A 22,723-nucleotide genomic window follows, 5' to 3' on the forward strand; every position below is an offset into this window, starting at 1 on the left:
GCGAACCTCGTTCTTTGCCCGGGCACGGGGGAAGGGCGGCCGGGTCAGGGTGACCCGGGACTTGCATGCATCACCGCGCATGCAGTGCGCTTGATGCAAGCAAGTTACGCACCGGCAAGGCTCCCCCGGCGTGTTTTTTTGTCCCGCAACAATACTCACAAGTGCCGGGAGGGAGGGCATGACCAAGGCAGTTTTTTCATCGCTTGCGAGCACATTTTTCCTCGCTTGGCTTCAGGCACTCTCCTCGCCGGGGTCGGCGGGCGGGGCTTCCTCGGTCGGGGTGGCGTCGAAGTCCAGGGTGACGCTGAAGTGTTGCTCCTCCACCAGCACGTCGATGCGCCAGCCCAGGCGGGCACACAACTGGCGCATCAGTTCCAGACCCAGGCCATAGCCGTAGTCGCTGGAAGGCTCGATCTGCTTGGCTTCGCGGATGCGGTTGAGAATGCGCAGGCGCGGGTAGTCGAAGTGGATCTCGATGGTGCCGTCATCGGCATATTGCAGGGCGTTGCGCAGGAAATTGCCGACCACGATTCGGCAGGCGGTCAGGGGCAGGCGGCAGGGCGTGGTGCTGATGTCCAGGGTCAGTTCGATATCCCGTGTCCCGATCAGGTAGCGCTGCTCCTGAATCAGCTCGTTGACCAGCCCGCTCATGTCGATGGGCTCCTCGGGCAGGGCTTCGGGCAGCTCGCGGCTCATCCACAGCAAGGTCTCGGCGATGCGCTGCATGTTCAGTACCGAGCGTTCGATACGTTGCAGGGGCGGCGGCAGGGCGCCGCCGGATTGCAGGGTCAGCAGCTCGATATTGGCCTTGAGCACTGCCAGCGGGGTACGCAGTTCATGGCTGGTGTAGCGTAGCAGCCGACCTTCACGCAGGCTGGCAGCCTGGACCTGTTGCATGCTCTGGGCCAGGGCGTCGGCCAGCATATTGAATTCCTTGAAGCTGAAATTGGGCCGTTCGCCGGCCACCGTGTCGGGGTCCTTGAGGGTACTGGACCACTGGGACAGGCGGCCCAGGGGCCGTACCAGCCACCAGACCAGCAGGGCAATGATGATCAGCGCCGGTATGAACACCGCCAGGCTGATGAAAATCACCCCGTGCAGTTCACGGTCCAGGTAGGCGTCGGACAGTGGCGTCTCGACTTCGCCGCCTTCTTCCTGGTCATGGTCGACGTCGTACATGTACAGGGTCTTGCCGTCCGCCAGGGGTTGGGCAAGGATCGCCCGGCCTTCATCGTCGTCATCGGAATCCAGATCGCCAAAGACCTGGACTGCACCGAAGGACAGGCTCGGGGGCGTGTCCAGCAATTGGCGGACCTTCTCGGGCAGCGCCTCCTTGCCGATGACGCTGGTATAGAAATAGTTGTGCGGCGGCGGGGTCGTGGGGTCCTTGTTGTAGTGCCTGGCGAAGTACTGGGCTTCTTCCTCCATCATCGCGCTGGCGGTGTAGAGCAGGCCGCGGACGCTGTATTCCGGCAGCAGCAGACTGTAGATCAGCAGCACCACGGCAATCAGCAGCAGGAAGCTGCCGCTGATCACCCATTTCAAACTCAGGCCGTTACGCATGTGACCTCAGCTGTATGCCAATACCGGGAAGGGTGTGGATCAGTGGCTGGTCGAAGGACTTGTCCACAGTCTTGCGCAGCCGGTGCATATGCACCTTGAGGGTGTTGCTGTCGGGCGGCTCGTCGCCCCAGATCGTCGCCTCCAGGCGTTCCCGGGTGACAGGCTCGGGGCTGGCGCGCATCAGGCATTCCAGCAGGGTCCAGCAGATGGGCGACAGGTGCAGTTCCTGGCCGGCGCGGCTGACCTTGCGGGTGGTCAGCTCCATTACCAGGTCGGCCACCTGCAGGCGGCTGGCCTGGCCGCTGCGGCGCAGGCTCAGGGCACGGATCCTGGCCACCAGCTCGGCCAGTTCGAAGGGCTTGACCAGATAATCGTCGGCACCGGCGGCAAAGCTGGCGAGCTTGTCCGACAGGGCATCCAGCGAGGTGAGCATGAGGATGGGGGTCTGGCTGCCGTTCTGGCGCAGTTGTTCGCACAGTTGCTGGCCGTCCAGCCGCGGCAGCATGATGTCGAGGAGGATCACGTCGTAATGCTGGCTCAGGGCCAGGTTAAGGCCGGTCTGGCCGTTGCTGGCGTGGTCGCAGACGATGCCGCCGATTTCCAGGTACTCGATGACGGTATTGGCCAGGTCGAGGTTGTCCTCGACCAGCAGCAGGTGAATATGCACGGAAACGTCCCCTTGGACCCTTGGCACTCGATGGCCCGAAGGATAGCGGAAGCCGAGGCTTTTCCATTGATGTTTACCCGCTGTTAACCCGGCGCTCTCTAAGCTCAGGCTCTTCTTAACTGCAGAGCGCGGCACAGCCATGAACCTGTCTTCAGTGCTCAAAGGCATCCTGCTGGTGTTGATTCTTCTCGGCCTGATGGCTTGCGTCCTGCCGTCCGGGGCACCCATGGTGCGCCTTGGGGACGGCGGCCCCTTGAGCTTGTTCCTGCTGGGGCATGACCTGCAACGGGCGGAGGCCGAGCATGTCGCGGGTATCGTCTGACGATAGCGGCGCCGGCTACACCGACCAGTTGGTGCTGTGTCTGATGCTGATCCTGTGTGTATCGATTTCCCTGGGTGCCTATATCGTGCGCTTCAACGCCCAGATCGACCGCCAGCGCGAGCTGTCGCCGGTGCACTTGCTGGAGTGTGGTCAGGGGCGGGGGGCCTTTATCGTCGACCCCCATGGCCGGCTTAGCAGCAGCGACAATTGCTACCTGGTGGACGAAGACGACTAGCCTCGCCGCCTGGCAGCGCCCAGAATGATCCGCCTTCGAGTTCCAGCGCAAGAAACGAGGTTCTTGCGCTGAAATCTCGTTCTACAGTGCAGGCGTACTGAGATGAAGGCGGCGAACCCCAGGGTTGCCGGCCTGATTTCCCTGGCGGATTGAAGGAGAACTGCGATGTCCTGCGTATTCAAGAAAATGGCGTCCCCGGTTGGCCAACTGACCCTGGTCGCCCGGGGAGCGAAGCTGGCGGCGATTCTGTGGGAGCACGAGCGGCAGAACCGGGTGCGCCTGGGCCCACTGCAGGAAGCCGCGGAGCATCCGCTGTTGCTGGAGACCGAGCGCCAGTTGCGCGAATACTTTGCCGGTACCCGCGAGCGTTTCGAGCTTGAGCTGGACTTTGTCGGCACCGAGTTCCAGCGCCAGGTCTGGCAAGCCCTGCTGACCATTCCTTTCGGCGAGACCCGCAGTTACAGCCAGATCGCCCGACAGATCGGCAATCCCACTGCAGTGCGTGCGGTAGGGGCGGCCAATGGGCGTAATCCGATCTCGATCGTCGCCCCCTGCCACCGGGTGATTGGCGCCTCGGGCAGCCTCACCGGTTTCGCTGGCGGTCTTGAGGCCAAGCAGTTCCTGTTGGCACTGGAAGGCGAGGAAACGTTGCAACTGGCGTTCTGAGTAAGCAGTGGCGGCGAGCTGTGACAGAATGGCCCATCGATTTTTCTGGAGCCTTCCCATGGACGCCGCCAAGCCCAGCCTCATCCGCGAAACCTTCCCCGTCGGCCCGCTGCAGTGCAACTGCACCATCATTGGCGACCCGCTGACCAAGAAAGCCATAGTCGTCGATCCGGGCGGCAACCCCGACCTGATCATGGCGCGCCTGGACGCACTGGGCCTGAAGGTGGTGAGCATCATCCATACCCATGCCCATCTGGATCACTTCCTGGCCTCCGGGCAGATGAAGGAAAAGACCGGCGCCACCTTGCACTTGCACAAGGACGACCAGTTTCTCTGGGACAACCTTGAGATGCAGTGCAGCATGTTCGGCGTGCCCTACACCCCTGTGCCGTCCCCGGATCGCTGGTTGGGTGATGACGAAGAGCTGGCCTGCGGTTGCGGTGTGGCCTTGCACACTCCAGGGCATACCCCAGGTTCCATGAGCTTTTGGTTTTCCGAGGCTAAGCTTCTGATTGCCGGCGACACGCTGTTCAAGCGCGGGGTCGGGCGCACGGATTTGTGGGGTGGCGACCAGGCCACGCTGGTGCGTTCGATCAAGCAGCGTCTCTATACCCTCGACGAAGACGCCACAGTGGTTGCCGGGCACGGCCCAGACACCCGGCTGGGAGATGAGATGCGTCAGAACCCGTTCGTGCGAGCCTGACTATTTGACCGTTGGTTCACGGAATTTTTGCCGTTCTGCGTGTTCCAACGCCGGCAAAGGTCTATTGCCAACGTCCGCTGCACCACAGAATGCAAAATGTAGGAGCTTTCCATGTTCACCTCACGTCGTTTGATTGTTGTCGCTACTGCTGTGGCCTTGTTGTCCGGCTGCGCTTCGCCTAACCCCTATGACAACCAGGGGCAGGCCGACGGCGGCTCGTCTGGCATGAGTAAAACCGCCAAGTACGGTGGGCTGGGAGCCTTGGCCGGTGCGTTGGCTGGTGCTGCCATCGACCACAACAACCGTGGCAAGGGGGCCCTGATCGGTGCTGCAGTGGTCGGTGCTTCCGCGGCAGGTTATGGCTACTACGCTGACCAGCAGGAGAAAAAACTGCGCGCCAGCATGGCTAACACCGGGGTCGAAGTGCAGCGCCAGGGCGATCAGATCAAGCTGATCATGCCGGGCAATATCACCTTCGCCACTGACTCGGCGAATATCGCGCCCAGCTTCTACCAGCCCCTGAACAACCTGGCCAACTCCCTGCGTGAGTTCAACCAGAACCAGATCGAGATCGTCGGCTACACCGACAGCACCGGCAGCCGTCAGCACAACATGGATCTGTCCCAGCGTCGCGCCCAGAGCGTAGCGACCTACCTGACGTCCCAGGGGGTCAGCGGTTCCAACCTGTCCGCTCGTGGCGCCGGTCCGGACAACCCGATCGCCAGCAACGCCGATGTCAACGGCCGTGCGCAGAACCGTCGGGTCGAGGTCAACCTCAAGGCGATTCCGGGCCAGCAGTACCAGCAACCGAACCAGCAGTACCAGCAGCCCTATCAGCAGCAAGGTCAGCAATACCAGCAGTATCCCTGACCGGACTGGCTGAACCCCAGGCATAAAAAAGCCCGCGCGATGCAGATCGGGCGGGCTTTTTTAATGGCTGAGGCGTATTACTTCTTCAGGCCATATTGCTCGTCGAGCATGCCTGGGGCATTCGGCGTCTTCGGCGCGTAGTCCCGTGGTGGTTCCTGGTCCCGTGGAGGGGTCAGGCGCTCACGTGGAGCCTGCACCGACTCCGAGTGCAAGGCGGCCAGCAGGCGCTGGCGGGTCAGTTCGTCCAAGGCCAGGCGATTGGCGCCCTCGGCGAGGTGATCCTGCACTTCCTGGTAACTCTGGGTCAGTTTCTTGACCAGGGTTGCGGTGCTGTTGAAGTGAGTGACCACTTCATTCTGATAATTGTCGAAACGTTCCTGAATATCATCCAACTGACGCTGCGTGCGGTTAGGCGCGGCATTGGGCAGCAGGCGAGCGACCAGGAATCCAATGGCGACACCCGCGACCAGGGCAAGAGTCGGCAACAACCAAACTAAGAGCGAGTGTTCCACGAGTCCTTCCTCTATAAACGGCTTTGCTTTACGTTAACGGCTCGAACCTGCGCTGTATACCGCGATTCACTCGCAATAGATTGGCACAGACCATTTGCTAGACGAGTCGACCCCCTTCGAGGTCACGGAGTTCCTTCCTTGCTTATGCGTGAAACCCCTGTAGTGATTGCCGGCCCGGTGGGCCAACTGGAAGCCCTGTATCTGCAGGTGCCCGATGCACGTGGGATGGCGCTGATCTGCCACCCCAATCCGGTGCAGGGCGGCACCATGCTCAATAAGGTGGTATCCACCCTGCAGCGCACTGCGCGGGATGCCGGCCTGAGCACTCTGCGCTTCAACTACCGTGGCGTGGGCGCCAGTGAAGGCAGCCACGACATGGGCAGCGGTGAAGTCGACGATGCCCAGGCGGCAGCCCAGTGGTTGCAGGCCCAGCATCCGCAACTGCCCTTGACCCTGTTCGGGTTCTCCTTTGGCGGCTTTGTCGCGGCCAGCCTTGGCGGGCGTCTGGAAGGCCAGGGCACGCAGCTCAAGCACTTGTTCATGGTGGCGCCGGCAGTCACCCGCCTGCGTGATAGCGACCTGCTGCCGCAGAACTGCCCGTTGACCCTGATCCAGCCGGAAACCGATGAGGTCATCGACCCTCAGGCGGTCTACGACTGGTCCGACGCGCTTGTTCGCCCCCATGAGCTGCTGAAAGTGGCAGAATGCGGGCACTTTTTTCATGGCAAGCTCACCGATCTGAAAGATCTGGTGCTGCCGCGACTTTCGAATTGATAGCAGTCTGATAAGCGATTACCCATGACTACTCGTACGCGTATCCTCACCGGCATCACCACCACCGGCACCCCGCACCTGGGCAACTATGCCGGTGCGATCCGCCCGGCGATCGTCGCTAGCCGCGACAGCAATGCCGACTCCTTCTACTTTCTGGCCGACTACCACGCACTGATCAAGTGCGATGACCCGCTGCGTATCCAGCGTTCGCGCCAGGAAATCGCCGCCACCTGGTTGGCCGGTGGCCTGGATGTGGAACGCGTGACTTTCTATCGCCAGTCGGACATCCCTGAGATCCCCGAGCTGACCTGGCTGTTGACCTGCGTGGCGGCCAAGGGGCTGCTCAACCGTGCCCATGCCTATAAGGCTTCGGTGGACAAGAATGTCGAGGCCGGTGAAGACCCGGACGCCGGCATCACCATGGGCTTGTACAGCTACCCGGTACTGATGGCGGCGGACATCCTGATGTTCAACGCGCACAAGGTGCCGGTGGGCCGCGACCAGATCCAGCACGTGGAAATGGCCCGGGACATTGGCCAGCGTTTCAACCACCTGTTCGGCCAGGGCAAGGAGTTCTTCACCATGCCCGAGGCGCTGATCGAGGAAAGCGTTGCCACCTTGCCAGGCCTCGATGGCCGCAAGATGTCCAAGAGTTACGACAACACCATCCCGCTGTTCACCAGCGCCAAGGACATGAAGGACGCGATCTCGCGGATCGTCACCGACTCCAAGGCGCCAGGCGAGGCCAAGGATCCGGACAACTCTCATTTGTTCACCCTGTACCAGGCGTTCTCCACCCCTGCGCAAGCCGCCGAGTTCCGCAGCGAGCTGCTTCAGGGCCTGGGTTGGGGCGAAGCCAAGAACCGCCTGTTCCAATTGCTGGATGCCGAACTGGGCGAAGCCCGCGAGCGTTATCACCAACTGATCGCACGCCCTTCGGATCTGGAAGACATCTTGCGTGCCGGCGCCGTCAAGGCCCGTGCCGTGGCCACGCCGTTCCTCAACGAACTGCGCGAAGCCGTGGGCCTGCGCTCTTTCGCCGCCCAGGTACAGGTGGCAGCCACCTCCAAGAAAAAAGCCGCCAAGGCCGCGCGTTTCATCAGCTTTCGAGAGGATGACGGCAGCTTCCGTTTCCGTTTGCTGTCGGCCGATGGCGAGCAACTGCTGCTGTCGCGCAATTTCGCTGATGGCAAGGCTGCAGGTGCTGTCACCAAGCAACTGCAATCGGGCCAGGAGCTGGATCTGCGGACCGAGGGCAATGCATTCGGTATCTGGCTGGACGGCGCCTGTGTGGCGGATAGCCCGGACTTTGCCGATGCCAGCGCCCGTGACGCGGCTGTAGATGCACTGCGCATCGCTCTGACCCCGGCGCAGGACTAATCGGCATCTTCCCGACCAAGGGCTGATTGCCATTCCCCAGGGCCGTCGCTAAAGTGACGGCCCGTTTTTGTTGCCTTGCTAACGAATTATGACGCCCCTAGAACGATACCAAGCAGATCTGAAACGCCCGGATTTCTTTCATGATGCGGCACAGGAAACGGCTGTGCGTCATCTGCAGCGCCTGTATGACGATCTGATCGCGGCCGAGCAAAACAAGCCGGGCCTGCTCGGCAAGCTTTTTGGCAAGAAGGATCAGACGCCGGTCAAGGGTCTGTATTTCTGGGGCGGAGTGGGGCGCGGTAAGACCTATCTGGTGGACACCTTCTTCGAAGCCTTGCCGTTCAAGGAAAAGGTACGCACGCACTTTCACCGTTTCATGAAGCGCGTACACGAAGAAATGAAGACCCTGGGCGGTGAGAAGAACCCGTTGACCATCATCGCCAAGCGTTTCTCGCAAGAGGCGCGGGTGATCTGCTTCGACGAATTCTTCGTGTCTGACATTACTGACGCGATGATTCTTGGCACCCTCATGGAGGAGCTGTTCAGGAATGGCGTGACCCTGGTCGCCACCTCGAACATCGTCCCCGACGGCTTGTACAAGGATGGCTTGCAGCGCGCGCGCTTCCTGCCGGCGATTGCCCTGATCAAGCAGAACACCGAGATCGTCAACGTCGACAGCGGTGTCGACTACCGCCTGCGTCACCTGGAGCAGGCGGAGCTGTTCCACTATCCATTGAACGAAGAAGCACAGGAAAGCTTGCGCAAGAGCTTCCGGGCGTTGACGCCGGAGTGCACCCAGGCGGTGGAAAACGATGTGTTGATCATCGAGAACCGCGAGATCCGCGCATTGCGTACCTGCGATGATGTGGCCTGGTTCGACTTCCGGGAGCTGTGCGACGGCCCGCGCAGCCAGAACGACTACATCGAGCTGGGCAAGATCTTCCATGCCGTGTTGCTCAGTGGCGTGGAGCAGATGAGCGTCACCACCGACGACATCGCCCGGCGCTTTATCAACATGGTCGACGAGTTCTACGACCGCAACGTCAAGCTGATCATTTCCGCCGAGGTCGAACTCAAGGACCTCTACACCGGTGGCCGCCTGACGTTCGAGTTCCAGCGCACCCTTAGCCGTCTGCTGGAGATGCAGTCCCACGAGTTCCTGTCGCGGGCGCACAAGCCATAAGCATCGCCAGATGAAAAAGGGCCTGCATTGCAGGCCCTTTTTTTATGCCGCCTGTTGCTGGAACTGTTGGCGGTACTGGTTGGGTGAAAGTTCGGTGTGCTGGCGGAACAGTCGGGCGAAGAAACTGGCGTCGTCGTAGCCGACTTCGTAGCTGATGGTCTTGATGCTCTTGCGCGTTCCCGAGAGCAGGCCCTTGGCGGTTTCGATGCGCAGGCGCTGCAGGTAATGCAGGGGCTTGTCGCCGGTGGCGGTCTGGAAACGGCGCATGAAGTTGCGAATGCTCATGCCGTGCTCGCGGGCCACGTCCTCGAAGCGGAACTTGTCGGCGAAGTGCTCTTCGAGCCAGTGCTGGATCTGCAGGATGATCACGTCCTGATGCAGCTTCTGGCCGCCGAAGCCGATGCGCCCTGGGGCGTAGCTGCGCTGTACTTCATAGAGAATGTCCCGGGCCACGGCCTGGGCCACGTTGGCACCGCAGAAGCGTTCGATCAGGTAGATGTACAGGTCGCAGGCCGAGGTGGTACCGCCCGCGCAGTAGAGGTTGTCGGCGTCGGTCAGGTGCTTGTCCTGATTGAGCTGGACCTTGGGGAAGCGCTCATTGAAGGCGCTGAAGAAGCGCCAGTAGGTAGTGGCTTCCTTGCCATCGAGCAAGCCGGCTTCCGCCAGCCAGAACACCCCGGTGGCTTCGCCGCAGAGCACCGCGCCGCGAGCGTGCTGGGCGCGCAGCCAGGGCAAGATCTGCGGGTAACGCTGGCACAGGGTGTCGAAGTCGTCCCAGAACGCCGGGAGGATGATGATATCGGTGTCTTCCAGCGGGCCGTCCACCGGCATGATCACGTCGCTGAAACTGCATACGGGTTGACCGTCGGGGCTGACCAGGCGGGTTTCGAACGCCGGGGTCAGGCCTTGGCCCAGTTGTTTGCCGTAGCGCAGGCTGGCCAGATGGAAGAAATCCTTGGCTTGCATGAGGGTGGAAGCGAAAACCCGGTCGATAGCCAGGATGCTGACGCGCCGCAAGGGCGTGGAGGTTTGGTTAGACATAATTCAATTGTTCTTATAGGGGAAAGTGGTCACCAGACGGCTGGATCGTCTTATTTTTTGTCGGATGTGTCCAGTGTCCCGTGCAGGTGGCTAGCCTTAGGCTCTGGCAGCCAACCCATGATCAATAACCATCACAGGTGCCTGCATGATCCCTAGAACCTTGTTCAGCTCCGAGCACGAACTCTTCCGTGACAGCGTGCGTACATTCCTTGAGAAAGAGGCAGTGCCCTTCCATGGAGAATGGGAAAAACAGGGCTATATCGACCGTCAGTTGTGGAGCAAGGCGGGGGAGGCCGGAATGCTGTGTTCGCACATTCCCGAGGAGTACGGCGGCCTGGGGGCGGACTTTCTCTACAGCGCGGTGGTGATCGAGGAGATTGGCCGGCTGGGGCTGACGGGCATTGGTTTTTCCCTGCATTCGGACATTGTCGCGCCCTACATCCTGCATTACGGCAGTGAGTCGCTGAAGCACAAGTACCTGCCCCGGCTGGTCTCGGGGGAAATGGTCACGGCCATTGCCATGACCGAGCCGGGGGCGGGCTCCGACCTGCAAGGGGTGAAGACCACGGCAGTGCTCGACGGCGACGAATACGTGATCAATGGTTCCAAGACCTTTATTACCAACGGCTACCTGGCGGACCTGGTGATAGTCGTGGCCAAGACCGATCCCAAGGCCGGAGCCAAGGGCACCAGCCTGTTTCTGGTTGAGGCCGATACTCCCGGGTTCTCCAAGGGCAAGCGCCTGGAGAAAGTGGGAATGAAGGCTCAGGACACCTCCGAGCTGTTCTTCCAGGATGTGCGAGTACCCAAGGAGAATCTGCTGGGGCAGGCTGGGGCAGGTTTTGCCTATTTGATGCAGGAGTTGCCCCAGGAGCGCCTGACCGTGGCCATTGGTGGCCTGGCCAGTGCCGAGGCGGCGTTGCAGTGGACCCTGGAATACACCCGCGAACGCAAAGCCTTTGGCAGGGCGATTGCCGATTTCCAGAACAGCCGTTTCAAGCTGGCGGAAATGGCCACGGAAATTCAGATCGGCCGGGTATTTGTCGATCGCTGCCTGGAGCTGCACTTGCAGGGCAAGCTCGATGTGCCGACGGCGGCCATGGCCAAGTACTGGGGGACTGACCTGCAGTGCAAGGTGCTTGATGAATGCGTGCAGTTGCACGGCGGCTACGGCTTCATGTGGGAGTACCCGGTGGCCCGGGCCTGGGCCGATGCCCGGGTGCAGCGCATTTATGCCGGGACCAACGAGATCATGAAGGAGATCATTGCCCGCTCACTATAGGGAGCGGGCCGCCGGCGAAGGGTGCGAAGCGGGTTATGCGACGTATCCATTCGCTGGCAAGCCAGCAACTGTGGGCCTATTAAGGCGCGGGGTTGGGGTGATCCTTGTGGATTGCCTCGATCCCGGCGAGGACCTCCTCCGACAACTTCAAGGCGGCGCTGGCGATGTTGCTGTCCAGCTGTTCCAGAGTGGTGGCGCCGATGATGTTGCTGGTCACGAACGGCTGTTGAGTGACGAAGGCCAGGGCCATTTGTGCCGGATCCAGGCCGTGCTCGCGGGCCAGCGCCACATAACGGCTGCAGGCTGCTTCCGACTGAGGGTTGAAGTAGCGGCTGAAGCGGCTGTAGAGGCTCAGCCGTGCCTTGGCTGGCCGCGCGCCGCCTTCGTACTTGCCGGACAGGTAGCCAAAGGCCAGGGGAGAGTAGGCCAGCAGGCCGCATTGTTCACGAATGGCAATTTCCGCCAGGCCTACTTCGAAGCTGCGGTTGAGCAGGTTGTAGGGGTTCTGGATCGAAACCGCCCGCGGCCAGCCACGGCTCTCGGCCAGGGCAAGGAACTTCATGGTGCCCCATGGCGTTTCGTTGGACAGGCCGATATGGCGGATCTTGCCGGCCTTGACCTGCTCGTCCAGGGCTTCGAGGGTTTCTTCCAGCGGAGTGAAGTCTTCATCGGCCTGGTGCTTGTAGCCCAGTTGGCCGAAGAAGTTGGTGCTGCGCTCGGGCCAGTGCAGTTGGTACAGGTCGATCCAGTCGGTCTGCAGGCGCTTGAGGCTGGCATCCACGGCTTCGACAATATGCTTGCGGTTGTGCTTGAGCTGTTTGTCGCGAATGTAGTCGATGGTGTTGCCCGGACCTGCGATCTTGCTGGCCAGGACCCAGTCGGCGCGGTCGCCGCGCTGCTTGAACCAGTTGCCGATATAGCGCTCGGTGGTGGCGTAGGTTTCGGCCTTTGGCGGCACCGGGTACATCTCGGCAGTGTCGATGAAGTTGATTCCGGCGTTCTTGGCCCGCTCGATCTGAGCGAAGGCTTCAGCCTCGGTGTTCTGCTCTCCCCAGGTCATGGTGCCCAGGCAAATTGCACTCACATTCAGATCGGTTCGGCCCAGCTGGCGGTAGTCCATCGGGTGCTCCCTTGGCAAAACAATCATAAAAGCAGGTTGAAATTTTTTTCGCAATCTGCATAATTCGGCAGCTCTTTCTGCAGTGGAAGTGATGCGCCGCCTGCCGAAGAATCTTGCCGTATATCAGACGCGCTGACCCGAGCCCCCGATAGCGTCTGTGTCCGGCTGCCTTTGACCTTGTCAAAGTAAGCACTATTCAGTAAGATCCGCCGTCTATTTTGCTGGGCGGCCCCTGAGGCTATAAAGAATGAAAACTTTTACTGCTAAACCGGAAACAGTAAAGCGCGACTGGTTCGTCGTCGACGCTGCTGGTCAGACCCTGGGTCGTCTGGCCACCGAAATCGCGAGCCGTCTGCGTGGCAAGCACAAGCCTGAGTACACTCCTCACGTTGACACCGGCGACTACATCGTCGTGATCAATGCCGAGCAGGTACGTGTTACTGGCGCTAAAACCACTGACAAAATGTACTACTCCCACTCCGGTTTCCCGGGCGGCATCAAGTCGATCAACTTCGAAAAGCTGATCGCCAAAGCCCCTGAGCGCGTGATCGAGACCGCGGTAAAAGGCATGCTGCCTAAGAACCCGCTGGGTCGCGACATGTACCGTAAGCTGAAAGTCTATGCGGGCGCTGCACACCCTCATACTGCTCAGCAGCCCCAAGAACTGAAGATTTAACGGAATAGTTCATTATGTCGGCGACTCAAAATTACGGCACTGGCCGTCGCAAGACTGCAACCGCACGCGTTTTCCTGCGTCCGGGCACTGGCAACATCTCGATCAACAACCGCTCCCTGGATAACTTCTTCGGTCGCGAAACTGCCCGCATGGTAGTTCGTCAACCGCTGGAGCTGACCGAGACCGTTGAGAAGTTCGATATCTACGTCACCGTTATCGGCGGCGGTGTAAGTGGTCAAGCTGGCGCAATCCGCCACGGTATCACTCGCGCTCTGATGGATTACGACGAAACTCTGCGCAGCGCGCTGCGTAAAGCTGGTTTCGTAACCCGTGACGCACGTGAAGTTGAACGTAAGAAAGTGGGTCTGCGTAAAGCGCGTAAGCGTCCGCAATACTCCAAGCGTTAATTCGCTACTGCGTTCAAAAACGCCCAGTCTCCTCGCGGAGCTGGGCGTTTTTTATTGTCTAGAATTTGCTCTGTGACAACTTGCCACATCCGCGGAGGCCCTATACTGCAAGGCTTCGGGCCGGCGCGGCTTGGTAATTACCTTGTCAGAATAGGGGCTTTTCATTACCATTCGGCAAAATTTTTATAAGTTCAGATTTTTACTTAGTAGATGCCTGATTTAACAGGCCACAAAGCTGATGGGAGAGGACTGAATGAGCAATGACGGCGTGAATGCAGGCCGGCGTCGCTTCCTAGTAGCAGCCACATCCGTGGTGGGTGCTGCTGGAGCGGTGGGGGCTGCGGTCCCGTTCGTGGGGTCATGGTTTCCCAGTGCCAAGGCGAAAGCCGCAGGTGCACCGGTGAAGGTGAATATCAGCAAGATCGACCCAGGTCAGCAGATGATTGCTGAATGGCGTGGTCAGCCGGTATTCATCGTCCGCCGTACCGAGGAAATCCTGGGGAATCTTAAAAAGATCGAGGGCCAGTTGTCTGACCCTGACTCCAAGAACTCAGTACAACCAACCTACGTCGACCCGGAAGTGCGTTCGATCAAGCCAGAGATTCTGCTGCTGATCGGTATCTGCACCCACTTGGGCTGTTCTCCGACCTTCCGTCCTGAAGTGGCGCCCGCGGATCTGGGCAAGGACTGGGTAGGTGGCTATTTCTGCCCTTGCCACGGTTCCCACTACGATCTGGCTGGTCGCGTCTACAAGTCGCAACCTGCGCCTTTGAACCTGCCAGTACCCCCGCATTCCTATGAGTCGGATGACATCATCGTCATTGGCGTCGACACGGAGAAAGCGTGATGAGCAAGTTCATGGATTGGGTTGATGCGCGCTTCCCCGCGACCAAGATGTGGGAAGACCATCTCAGCAAGTATTACGCTCCGAAGAACTTCAACTTCTTCTATTTCTTTGGCTCCCTGGCGCTGCTGGTTCTGGTCAACCAGATCGTAACCGGTGTCTGGCTGACCATGAGCTACACCCCTTCGGCGGAAGAGGCCTTCGCTTCCGTTGAATACATCATGCGCGACGTCGAGTACGGCGCGATCCTGCGTCTGCTCCACTCCACCGGCGCTTCGGCGTTCTTCATCGTGGTCTATCTGCACATGTTCCGTGGCCTGCTCTACGGTTCCTACCAGAAGCCCCGTGAGCTGGTGTGGCTGTTCGGCATGCTGATCTACCTGGCACTGATGGCCGAGGCCTTCATGGGCTACCTGCTGCCGTGGGGCCAGATGTCCTACTGGGGCGCCCAGGTGATCATCTCGCTGTTCGGTGCGATCCCGGTCATCGGCGACGACCTGACTCAGTGGATCCGCGGTGACTACCTGATTTCCGGTATCACCCTGAACCGCTTCTTCGCCTTGCACGTTGTTGCCCTGCCGATCGTGATCCTCGGTCTGGTGGTGCTGCACATCCTGGCACTGCACGAAGTGGGTTCGAACAACCCGGATGGCGTCGACATCAAGAAGAACAAGGATGAGAACGGCATCCCGCTGGATGGTATTCCTTTCCACCCTTACTACACCGTGAAGGATATCGTCGGCGTAGTAGTGTTCCTCTTCATCTTCTGCTCGATCGTGTTCTTCTTCCCGGAAATGGGTGGCTACTTCCTCGAGAAGCCGAACTTCGAACAGGCCAACCCGTTCAAGACGCCTGAGCACATTGCTCCGGTTTGGTACTTCACCCCGTTCTACGCGATCCTGCGTGCGGTGCCGGACAAGCTCATGGGCGTCATTGCCATGGGGGCTGCCATTGCCGTGCTGTTCGTGCTGCCTTGGCTCGACCGTAGCCCGGTCAAGTCCATGCGCTACAAAGGCTGGCTGAGCAAGATCTGGCTGCTGGTGTTCTGCATCTCGTTCGTGATCCTGGGTGTGTTGGGTGTATTGGCACCGACTCCGGGCCGTACGCTGCTGTCGCAGGTATGTACCTTCCTGTACTTCGCCTACTTCATTCTGATGCCGTTCTACACCAGGCTCGAGAAGACCAAACCGGTTCCGGAAAGGGTGACTGGCTGATGAAAAAGCTATTTGCTGTACTGATTCTTGCTGCTATGCCTGTATTGTCTTTCGCGGCCGAGCACGGCGGCCCTGAGTTGGAGAAGGTCGATATCGACCTGGCCGACAAAGCTGCCCTGCAAGACGGCGCGCGTACCTTTGCCAACTATTGCATGGGCTGCCACAGCGCCAAGTTCCAGCGTTATGAGCGGGTTGCCGACGATCTGGGCATTCCTCACGATCTGATGTTGAGCAAGCTGGTCTTCACCGGCGCCAAGATCGGTGACCACATGAACATCGGCATGCAGCCGGCAGATGCCAAGACCTGGTTTGGCGCTGCGCCACCGGATCTGACCCTGGTGGCCCGTGTGCGGGGTACCGACTGGCTCTATGGCTACCTCAAGTCCTTCTATGAGGACCCGGCGCGCCCTTGGGGTGTGAATAACAAGGTTTTCCCGAACGTGGGCATGCCTAACGTTCTGGTTGGCCTGCAGGGTCGCCAGGTGATCGGTTGCAAGCAGGTGCAGATCGTCGAAGACGGCAAGAAGCAATACGATCCGCTGACCGGCACGCCGCTGACTCATGAAGCCTGTGACCAGCTGACCATCAAGGAGAACACCGGGACTCTCAACGAGGCTCAGTTCGACGAGAAGGTCAAGAACCTGGTGACCTTCCTGGCTTACTCGGCCAACCCGGTCAAGCTGCAGCACCAGCGCATCGGTACCTACGTACTGCTGTACCTGGCCTTCTTCTTCGTGTTCGCCTATCTGCTCAAGCGCGAATACTGGAAGGATGTGCATTGATAGCGTTTTAAGCATCAGTTGTTGAACGTGCGCGCCCAAGGGCGTCTCTGAAACTGTAACAACCCTGTATCATTCGGGGGTTACCAGAGGCGCCCTGAGGGCGCGCTCGTTTTTTCTGCTTCCGATAATTTCAACAAGCGAGGAGGATCGCCATGGGCGTGACCAATCGGTTGGCCTGTTACTCCGACCCCGCCGACCACTATTCCCACCGGGTGCGCATTGTGCTCGCAGAGAAGGGTGTCAGCGCCGAGATCATCAGTGTGGAGGCGGGGCGTCAGCCGCCGAAGCTGATCGAAGTGAACCCTTATGGGAGCTTGCCAACGCTGGTCGACCGCGACCTGGCGTTGTGGGAGTCGACAGTGGTGATGGAGTACCTGGATGAGCGTTATCCGCATCCGCCACTGCTGCCGGTTTATCCTGTGGCGCGAGCCAACAGCCGTCTGCTGATACACCGGATCCAGCGTGACTGGTGCGGGCAAGTGGATCTGATTCTTGATCCGCGGACCAAGGAGGCTGCTCGAGTGCAGGCGCGCAAGGAATTGCGTGAAAGCCTGACGGGTGTTTCTCCTTTGTTTGCCGACAAGCCATTTTTCCTCAGTGAGGAACAAAGTCTGGTGGACTGCTGCCTACTGCCCATACTCTGGAGATTGCCGGTCCTGGGTATCGAACTGCCGCGGCAGGCCAAGCCGTTGCTTGATTATATGGAACGCCAATTTGCGCGTGAGGCTTTCCAGGCGAGTCTGTCTGGTGTCGAACGCGATATGCGCTGAGGCTTAAGGAGCCGCTATGAACTCCAGTCGACCTTATCTGGTCCGCGCGCTCTATGAGTGGATTGTGGACAACGATTGCACCCCGCACATGCTGGTCAATTCCGACTATCCGGCAGTGCAGGTGCCCCAGGGCTTTGCCAGTGATGGGCAGATCGTCCTGAACATTTCTCCCAGTGCCGTGCGTCATCTGCATATGGATAACGACGTAGTGACCTTCGAAGGGCGCTTCGGTGGTGTGCCGCACAGCCTGCATGTGCCGGTTGCGGCGATCTTGGGGATCTATGCCCGTGAGAATGGCCAGGGCATGGTCTTCGATCTGGAGTCGCCTCTGGATGAAGAGGATGATCTCGAGCCGGATGACGACTTGCCGCCACCGGACAGTGAGCCGCCGCGCCCCAGTGGCCGACCGAGCTTGAAAGTGGTCAAGTAATAAAAAAGGCGATCCATTCGGATCGCCTTTTTTGTATCTCGCCGTTGTGTGTCAGTCGATGTATTCGAACAGTTTGACGATTTTCTGCACACCGGACACGCCCTGAACCAGGTTAGTGGCCTGGGTGGCCTCCTGTTGGGTCAGCAATCCCAGCAGGTAGACGATGCCGTTCTCGGTCACCACCTTGATTCGCGAGGCGGGCACGCTGGCGTCGGTGAGCATCTGGGTCTTGATCTTGGTGGTCAGCCAGCCATCGTTCTGGCGGGCCAGGAAGCCGGAAGGTGGCAGTACCTGCAGTTCGTTGTGCACCTTCTTGACGCGCTGCACTTCGCTGGCGGCCTGTTCGGCCATGGCCTTGAGGTCCGGGCGGGGTGTTTGTCCGGCCAGCAGGACGATGCCGTTGAAGCTGGTGACAACGATGTGCGAGTTGTTTTCCAGGTCTGGGCTGGCTTTGGCGACGTTGACGGCGACTTTGGTCTCGATCAGCGAGTCGTCGATCTTGCTGCCAAAGGTACGGGTGCCGCGGTCATCATCGATGGGTTTGTCGCGGGTGGCGGTAATCACCGAGCTGCAACCAGTGATGCTCAGGCACAAGGTCAAGGCCAGGAGGCCAAGGCGATTAGGGGTCATTCTTCACTCCCGAACAATTGGCTGTCGATCAGATCGCAGAGGCAATGGATCGCCAGCAGGTGGACTTCTTGAATGCGTGCAGTGACGGTGGCCGGTACGCGGATCTCGACATCTTCAGGCAGCAGCAGGGAAGCCATGCCGCCGCCGTCACGACCGGTCAATGCTACGACAATCATTTCGCGATCATGTGCGGCCTGGATCGCTTGAATAATGTTTGCGGAGTTGCCGCTGGTGGAAATCGCCAGCAATACGTCACCGGGCTGGCCCAGGGCGCGGATCTGCTTGGAGAAGACTTCGTTGTAGCTGTAGTCGTTGGCGATCGAGGTGATGGTAGAGCTGTCGGTAGTCAGGGCAATGGCCGGCAGGCTCGGGCGTTCGCGCTCGAAGCGGTTGAGCAGTTCGGAGGAGAAATGCTGGGCATCGCCGGCGGAGCCGCCGTTGCCGCAAGAGAGCATCTTGCCCTCGTTCAGCAGGGCGTTGACCATGACCTGGCTGGCTTGCTCGATGTGCGGTGCAAGTACGTCCATCGCCTGTTGCTTGGTGTCGATACTGGCCTGAAAAAGCTGGCGAATTCGGGATTGCATGTCCATCTGTGTGACCTTAAGTGGCGCGGCTTGGTGGCACGTAAATGTGCAGCCCGCAAAGCAAAGAGCAAAAAAGTTGAGTGAAAATGGGTGCGGCCTGAGGGCTTCTTTCAGCTGTCGAAGGCATTGCGTAGCCAGTTCAAGCGGGCTTCTGCACCCGAGGCGCCGTCAATGGCGACCACGTCGAAACGGCAAGGATGGCTGGACCAGCGTGATTCGCTTTGCAGGAAAAGCTGCGCGGCAAGGATCAGTTTTTGACGCTTGCGCCCATCGATACTGCCCAGTGCGCCACCCCATTGCGTGTGTTTTCTGTAGCGGACTTCGACGAATACTACTGTATCGCCGTCAAGCATGACCAGATCAAGCTCGCCGCGTTTACACAACCAGTTCTGCGCCAGCAGGCGCAGTCCGTGCTGTTGGAGATGCCGAAGCGCTTGGCTTTCGGCATCTCGTCCGCTGTGCTGGCTTGATCCTTGGAGCATTAGCGCAGCGTATCGGGCAGGCGGGTCACCTGGCCCCCGACGAACTTGGCCCATGGCAGCTGACGCTCGATGCGTTGCCCGGCAGCCATGCCCAGGCTGCCGGATTCACCTTCTATCCGGCTGTCTGGCAGGGCCTTGAGTTGGCCCAGGCGTGGCGCCAATCGATAGGCGTCGACGCCCATGGCATACAGGCGCCCTAGGCTGCCGCCGGCTTGCGGCCATTGTGCGGTGACCTGGCGGCGCAGCGGGCCGTTGGCATCCAGCAGCCATGGGGTTTCGCAGAACATCACACCGTTCATGTCGTTGTACTGGTTCTGGTCGCCGCTGGCGCTGAACACATTGGAGGTGGCGTAGACCGGTACATCACCAGCGTATTGGAAGTTCAAGGTCGGCTTGATTTGCTGCGCCTGTTGCGGAGTGGAGGCGAGGAAAATGAACTCGATATCCTGGCGACGTGATGGCTGTGCGGCTACCTGGGTGCCTACGGTGCTCTGCAGGCTCTTGGCGCGGCCTTCGCTCTGGCGCAACTGGAACAGGTCGGCAATCTGCTGTGCCAGGGCGACGGGCTGATCGACGCGTTCGATACCGATTACGCTACCACCGTTGGCTTCCCAATCCTGACGGAATGCCTTGAGCACGCGATCGCCCCATTCGCCTTTCGGAACCAGAGCGGCGGCGCGGTGCAGGCCATCGGCGCGGGCGCGACGGGAAACCTCGCGGGCTTCGTCTTCGGCTGCCAGGCCGAACTGGAACAACTGCGCCGGGCCTTGTTCGCCTTCGCTGTAGTTCAGGGCCAGGGTGGTGATCGGCAGCTGCGGGCGAGCGGCAAGTTGCTTGACCAGGGGCTTTTCCAGTGGGCCGACGACCAGTTGCACGCCAGCGGCCTGAGCCTTGCGGTAGAAGTCATCCAGCGAGCTTAGGCGCGAGCTGTCATAGAACTCGATGCTGGGTGGATTCTGTCCGGCTTGCTGAGCCTGGTAGTGAGCAGCCATGAAACCTTCGCGCAGTGCTTTGGAAACCGATGCGAGGGGGCCGTCCTGTGGCAGCAGCAAGGCAATTTTCGATACCGGCTGGCTGGCCAGTTCCTTGAGCTTGATCAGGGGTTGGGGCAGTTGAATGGCAGCCGGGTGCTTTGGATTCTGGGCGCGCCAGGTATCGATGGCTGCCTGCTGCTGTTCCAGGGTGCCGGCGCTCTTGACTGCCAGGGCCAGGCTCATCCAGCCGGCCAGGTCGTCATTGCCGGCAGGCTGCAACTGATCGGTCGGCAGGGCGGCAATCAGTGCCCAGATGGCTTCGTGGTTTTTGGCTGCTGCATCATCCTTGAGCAAGGGCGCGATAACGATGCGCTCTTTGGCGGCGGCCAATGTCTGGCCGTCGGCTTCCAGTGCGCGAGCATGAACGCTGCCGGTGCGAATCTGTTGAGCTGCCGGCAGTTCGCTCAGGTGTTGCAGGCTTGGATGGCTCAGTGCGGTGAGGGCAGCCTTTGGCTGGTTGCGCACCAGGGCCAGCTCTGCGGACAGGGTGCTGGCGAAGATTTGCTGGGCAGGCTTGAGTTGATCCAGCGGCACTTGCTGCAGGATTTGTCCGGCGCGTCCGGCATTGCCTTGACGATACGCCAGGTCGGCGGCGCTCAGGCGCAGCAGGGCTGCTTTTTCCGGAGTTTTGCTGGTGGCGGCCTGTTCGAGCAGTTGCTCGATACTGGCATCCGGTGTCCGTGGAAGTTCGCCAAGGCTGGAAGAGGGCGAGCTGGCGCAAGCCACCAGAAGGGTAGCCAGGCAGAGGGCAAGAAACAGCCGCAGGCAAGCGATCATGTAAGTGTTCCTGATACTCGATCAAATGAGCGTGGAATTGTACCCAAGCGCTGGCTGGGGTGCGATGTTACTGGCGATAAACCGTCGATTTAGCTCAAGCAAATGTTGCTTGGCTGCCTGAAAGGTCGCGGCACAGCGCCATACCGGCTGATCGCAAGGCGTATTGAGAATGCTTCAACGCGCTACAATGGCGCTTTTGCCGATCAAGAGGTGTGCGCTTTGACTGCTCCAGGTCCTTTGAATTCCGCTGCTGGCTCGCTTTATGTGGTGGCGACGCCCATCGGCAACCTGGACGATATCAGCGCCCGGGCCTTGAAGCTGTTGCGCGAGGTGTCGTTGATCGCTGCCGAAGATACCCGGCATTCCCAGCGCCTGATGCAGCACTTTGGTATTTCCACGCCCCTGGCTGCCTGCCATGAGCACAACGAGCGTGATGAGGGCAGTCGCTTCATTACTCGTCTGCTGGCTGGGGATAATGTCGCCTTGATCTCCGATGCGGGCACGCCGCTGATTTCCGATCCCGGCTACCACCTGGTGCGCCAGGCGCGGGCGGCGGGTATCAATGTGGTTCCAGTACCGGGGGCTTGTGCTCTGATCGCGGCGTTGTCGGCGGCGGGCTTGCCTTCAGACCGGTTCATCTTCGAAGGCTTTCTGCCGGCCAAGGCGGTCGGGCGCAGGGCGCGGCTGGAAGCGGTCAAGGAAGAGCCGCGTACGCTGATTTTCTATGAGGCGCCGCATCGCATACTTGAATGCCTGCAGGATATGGAGTCGGTATTCGGTGGTGAGCGGCCGGCATTGCTGGCGCGTGAATTGACCAAGACCTTCGAGACCCTGAAGGGGCTGCCACTTTCCGAGCTGCGCCAGTTCGTCGAGTCCGACAGCAATCAGCAGCGTGGGGAGTGCGTGGTGCTGGTCGCGGGGTGGACAGCGCCGGAAAGTGATGAGGCGATCAGTAGTGAGTCGATGCGTATCCTCGACCTGTTGCTCAAGGAAATGCCGCTGAAGCGGGCTGCTGCTTTGGCTGCGGAAATCACCGGCGAGCGCAAGAATGTGCTGTATCAGGTGGCCCTGGATAAACAGAAAGAACAATAAATTGCGTAGCAGGGTGGCCAAAGGCTTTTAGCGCTTGTTCTTCGTTCGCTCTGCCGTTAACCTGCGCGGCGGAGAGTCGATTGGACAGTCGCTGCCCTCTATGAAAATTAGAGGGGGGAGGAAAGTCCGGGCTCCATAGGGCGGAGTGCCAGGTAATGCCTGGGGGGCGTGAGCCTACGGAAAGTGCCACAGAAAATAACCGCCTAAGCACTTCGGTGCCGGTAAGGGTGAAAAGGTGCGGTAAGAGCGCACCGCACGTCTGGTAACAGTTCGTGGCTAGGTAAACCCCACTCGGAGCAAGACCAAATAGGGTTCCAAGGCGTGGCCCGCGCTGGAACCGGGTAGGTTGCTAAAGATGTCCAGTGATGGCCATCGTAGAGGAATGACTGTCCTCGACAGAACCCGGCTTACAGATCGACTCTCCACCTTTTCCCTCCCTGCTTGAATCAATAGCAGAAGCGTTTTTGTAATACCGAAAAAATCTTACTCTTAATAAATTACTTTAACTTCGCGCTGCAGCTTATTGAGCTGTCGGAAGTTGATGCTCTGAAACACCCTTCGAATTCCCGTTACCTCTCCTTTAAGTCTCCTAAATCTCCGTTCTATAAGGCTTTTCCGTCGCCGCGCGCCTTGACGGTGGTGTGGGCGCATTCCTATAGTGTGCGCAAGTGGCGGAAAGTGGC

The 22,723-nt window shown here is 59.8% G+C and carries 26 protein-coding genes and 1 other RNA gene; 18 read left to right on the plus strand and 9 right to left on the minus strand.

Annotated elements, in window-relative coordinates; genetic code table 11:
* Positions 1–231: 231 nt before the first annotated feature.
* Together M2395_RS18735 and M2395_RS18740 are read right to left on the minus strand one after the other, a co-directional pair.
* On the minus strand, positions 232–1,563 hold the full coding sequence (locus M2395_RS18735) for a HAMP domain-containing sensor histidine kinase (RefSeq protein WP_123431395.1): 1,332 nt from the start codon (positions 1,561–1,563) through the stop codon (positions 232–234).
* A complete protein-coding gene (locus M2395_RS18740; RefSeq protein WP_011063358.1) occupies positions 1,556–2,230 on the minus strand; it encodes a response regulator transcription factor in 675 nt (224 codons plus the stop codon). The genes M2395_RS18735 and M2395_RS18740 overlap by 8 nt, the downstream gene beginning before the upstream one ends.
* A gap of 139 nt (positions 2,231–2,369) precedes the next feature.
* Between M2395_RS18740 and M2395_RS18745 the strand changes: the two genes are divergently transcribed.
* From M2395_RS18745 to M2395_RS18765, 5 genes are all read left to right on the plus strand, one after another.
* Positions 2,370–2,552 carry a hypothetical protein gene (locus tag M2395_RS18745; RefSeq protein ID WP_011063357.1) on the plus strand — a complete coding sequence of 61 codons (183 nt, stop codon included), beginning with the start codon at positions 2,370–2,372 and terminating at the stop codon, positions 2,550–2,552.
* Positions 2,533–2,787, plus strand: coding sequence for a hypothetical protein (locus M2395_RS18750; protein WP_011063356.1), 255 nt, complete (start codon positions 2,533–2,535; stop codon positions 2,785–2,787). Before M2395_RS18745 ends, M2395_RS18750 begins: the two co-directional genes overlap by 20 nt.
* 165 nt (positions 2,788–2,952) lie before the next feature.
* Positions 2,953–3,453 carry a methylated-DNA--[protein]-cysteine S-methyltransferase gene (locus M2395_RS18755; protein WP_011063355.1) on the plus strand — a complete coding sequence of 167 codons (501 nt, stop codon included), beginning with the start codon at positions 2,953–2,955 and terminating at the stop codon, positions 3,451–3,453.
* Positions 3,454–3,511: 58 nt separating this feature from the next.
* Positions 3,512–4,156, plus strand: a complete 645-nt coding sequence (locus tag M2395_RS18760; RefSeq protein WP_015636939.1) for an MBL fold metallo-hydrolase — start codon at positions 3,512–3,514, stop codon at positions 4,154–4,156.
* A gap of 111 nt (positions 4,157–4,267) precedes the next feature.
* On the plus strand, positions 4,268–5,026 hold the full coding sequence (locus tag M2395_RS18765; RefSeq protein ID WP_011063337.1) for an OmpA family lipoprotein: 759 nt from the start codon (positions 4,268–4,270) through the stop codon (positions 5,024–5,026).
* 77 nt (positions 5,027–5,103) lie between these two features.
* Here the strand turns inward: M2395_RS18765 and M2395_RS18770 are convergent, their stop codons facing one another.
* Complete coding sequence (locus M2395_RS18770; RefSeq protein ID WP_011063336.1) at positions 5,104–5,538, minus strand: YhcB family protein; 435 nt, start codon at positions 5,536–5,538, stop codon at positions 5,104–5,106.
* Positions 5,539–5,682: 144 nt separating this feature from the next.
* On the opposite strand from M2395_RS18770, the gene M2395_RS18775 reads away from it, so the two are divergent.
* The 3 genes from M2395_RS18775 (at position 5,683) to zapE (ending at position 8,875) form a co-directional block, all read left to right on the plus strand.
* Positions 5,683–6,312 carry an alpha/beta hydrolase gene (locus M2395_RS18775; RefSeq protein WP_011063335.1) on the plus strand — a complete coding sequence of 210 codons (630 nt, stop codon included), beginning with the start codon at positions 5,683–5,685 and terminating at the stop codon, positions 6,310–6,312.
* 24 nt (positions 6,313–6,336) lie between these two features.
* Entirely contained in the window at positions 6,337–7,692 is a 1,356-nt protein-coding gene (locus tag M2395_RS18780; RefSeq protein WP_077934743.1) for a tryptophan--tRNA ligase, read from the plus strand.
* A gap of 88 nt (positions 7,693–7,780) precedes the next feature.
* Positions 7,781–8,875: a cell division protein ZapE gene (gene zapE / locus M2395_RS18785; protein ID WP_011063333.1), complete on the plus strand. Its 1,095-nt coding sequence runs from the start codon at positions 7,781–7,783 to the stop codon at positions 8,873–8,875.
* Positions 8,876–8,917: 42 nt separating this feature from the next.
* On the opposite strand, the gene M2395_RS18790 is transcribed toward zapE, so the two are convergent.
* Positions 8,918–9,817, minus strand: coding sequence for a GlxA family transcriptional regulator (locus tag M2395_RS18790; RefSeq protein WP_169892244.1), 900 nt, complete (start codon positions 9,815–9,817; stop codon positions 8,918–8,920).
* Between the two features lie 244 nt (positions 9,818–10,061).
* Between M2395_RS18790 and M2395_RS18795 the strand changes: the two genes are divergently transcribed.
* The gene (locus tag M2395_RS18795) at positions 10,062–11,198 is read left to right on the plus strand and encodes an acyl-CoA dehydrogenase family protein (RefSeq protein ID WP_077934742.1); all 1,137 of its coding nucleotides are present in this window, start codon (positions 10,062–10,064) and stop codon (positions 11,196–11,198) included.
* A gap of 79 nt (positions 11,199–11,277) precedes the next feature.
* On the opposite strand, the gene M2395_RS18800 is transcribed toward M2395_RS18795, so the two are convergent.
* The gene (locus M2395_RS18800; RefSeq protein WP_053153710.1) at positions 11,278–12,318 is read right to left on the minus strand and encodes an NADP(H)-dependent aldo-keto reductase; all 1,041 of its coding nucleotides are present in this window, start codon (positions 12,316–12,318) and stop codon (positions 11,278–11,280) included.
* A 247-nt stretch (positions 12,319–12,565) separates the two neighbouring features.
* Between M2395_RS18800 and rplM the strand changes: the two genes are divergently transcribed.
* The 7 genes from rplM to M2395_RS18835 all read left to right on the plus strand — a co-directional run bounded on the left by rplM (position 12,566) and on the right by M2395_RS18835 (position 17,441).
* A complete protein-coding gene (gene rplM, locus M2395_RS18805) occupies positions 12,566–12,994 on the plus strand; it encodes a 50S ribosomal protein L13 (RefSeq protein WP_007928449.1) in 429 nt (142 codons plus the stop codon).
* 14 nt (positions 12,995–13,008) lie between these two features.
* Positions 13,009–13,401 (plus strand): 30S ribosomal protein S9, encoded by a 393-nt coding sequence (rpsI, locus tag M2395_RS18810; protein ID WP_003228056.1) that lies wholly within the window; start codon positions 13,009–13,011, stop codon positions 13,399–13,401.
* Between the two features lie 253 nt (positions 13,402–13,654).
* A complete protein-coding gene (petA, locus tag M2395_RS18815; RefSeq protein WP_011063329.1) occupies positions 13,655–14,248 on the plus strand; it encodes a ubiquinol-cytochrome c reductase iron-sulfur subunit in 594 nt (197 codons plus the stop codon).
* Positions 14,248–15,459, plus strand: coding sequence for a cytochrome bc complex cytochrome b subunit (locus M2395_RS18820; RefSeq protein ID WP_011063328.1), 1,212 nt, complete (start codon positions 14,248–14,250; stop codon positions 15,457–15,459). The genes petA and M2395_RS18820 overlap by 1 nt, the downstream gene beginning before the upstream one ends.
* A complete protein-coding gene (locus tag M2395_RS18825) occupies positions 15,459–16,241 on the plus strand; it encodes a cytochrome c1 (RefSeq protein ID WP_011063327.1) in 783 nt (260 codons plus the stop codon). Before M2395_RS18820 ends, M2395_RS18825 begins: the two co-directional genes overlap by 1 nt.
* A gap of 152 nt (positions 16,242–16,393) precedes the next feature.
* Entirely contained in the window at positions 16,394–17,011 is a 618-nt protein-coding gene (locus M2395_RS18830; RefSeq protein ID WP_011063326.1) for a glutathione S-transferase N-terminal domain-containing protein, read from the plus strand.
* Between the two features lie 16 nt (positions 17,012–17,027).
* Positions 17,028–17,441, plus strand: coding sequence for a ClpXP protease specificity-enhancing factor (locus M2395_RS18835; RefSeq protein ID WP_011063325.1), 414 nt, complete (start codon positions 17,028–17,030; stop codon positions 17,439–17,441).
* 51 nt (positions 17,442–17,492) lie between these two features.
* Here M2395_RS18835 and M2395_RS18840 read toward each other — a convergent pair whose 3' ends face one another.
* The 4 genes from M2395_RS18840 to M2395_RS18855 all read right to left on the minus strand — a co-directional run bounded on the left by M2395_RS18840 (position 17,493) and on the right by M2395_RS18855 (position 20,948).
* Complete coding sequence (locus M2395_RS18840) at positions 17,493–18,071, minus strand: BON domain-containing protein (RefSeq protein ID WP_011063324.1); 579 nt, start codon at positions 18,069–18,071, stop codon at positions 17,493–17,495.
* A complete protein-coding gene (locus tag M2395_RS18845) occupies positions 18,068–18,661 on the minus strand; it encodes a phosphoheptose isomerase (protein WP_015636934.1) in 594 nt (197 codons plus the stop codon). The genes M2395_RS18840 and M2395_RS18845 overlap by 4 nt, the downstream gene beginning before the upstream one ends.
* A 104-nt stretch (positions 18,662–18,765) precedes the next feature.
* Complete coding sequence (locus M2395_RS18850) at positions 18,766–19,137, minus strand: YraN family protein (protein WP_011063322.1); 372 nt, start codon at positions 19,135–19,137, stop codon at positions 18,766–18,768.
* Positions 19,137–20,948: a penicillin-binding protein activator gene (locus M2395_RS18855; RefSeq protein WP_077934741.1), complete on the minus strand. Its 1,812-nt coding sequence runs from the start codon at positions 20,946–20,948 to the stop codon at positions 19,137–19,139. Before M2395_RS18855 ends, M2395_RS18850 begins: the two co-directional genes overlap by 1 nt.
* Positions 20,949–21,167: 219 nt before the next feature.
* On the opposite strand from M2395_RS18855, the gene rsmI reads away from it, so the two are divergent.
* Entirely contained in the window at positions 21,168–22,040 is an 873-nt protein-coding gene (rsmI, locus tag M2395_RS18860) for a 16S rRNA (cytidine(1402)-2'-O)-methyltransferase (protein ID WP_019093695.1), read from the plus strand.
* 72 nt (positions 22,041–22,112) lie between these two features.
* Positions 22,113–22,466: RNase P RNA component class A (gene rnpB / locus M2395_RS18865), an RNA gene on the plus strand.
* Positions 22,467–22,723: the final 257 nt, after the last annotated feature.

Source organism: Pseudomonas sp. BIGb0176 (assembly GCF_024810175.1).
In the GTDB taxonomy this organism is placed as follows: Bacteria; Pseudomonadota; Gammaproteobacteria; order Pseudomonadales; family Pseudomonadaceae; genus Aquipseudomonas; species Aquipseudomonas protegens.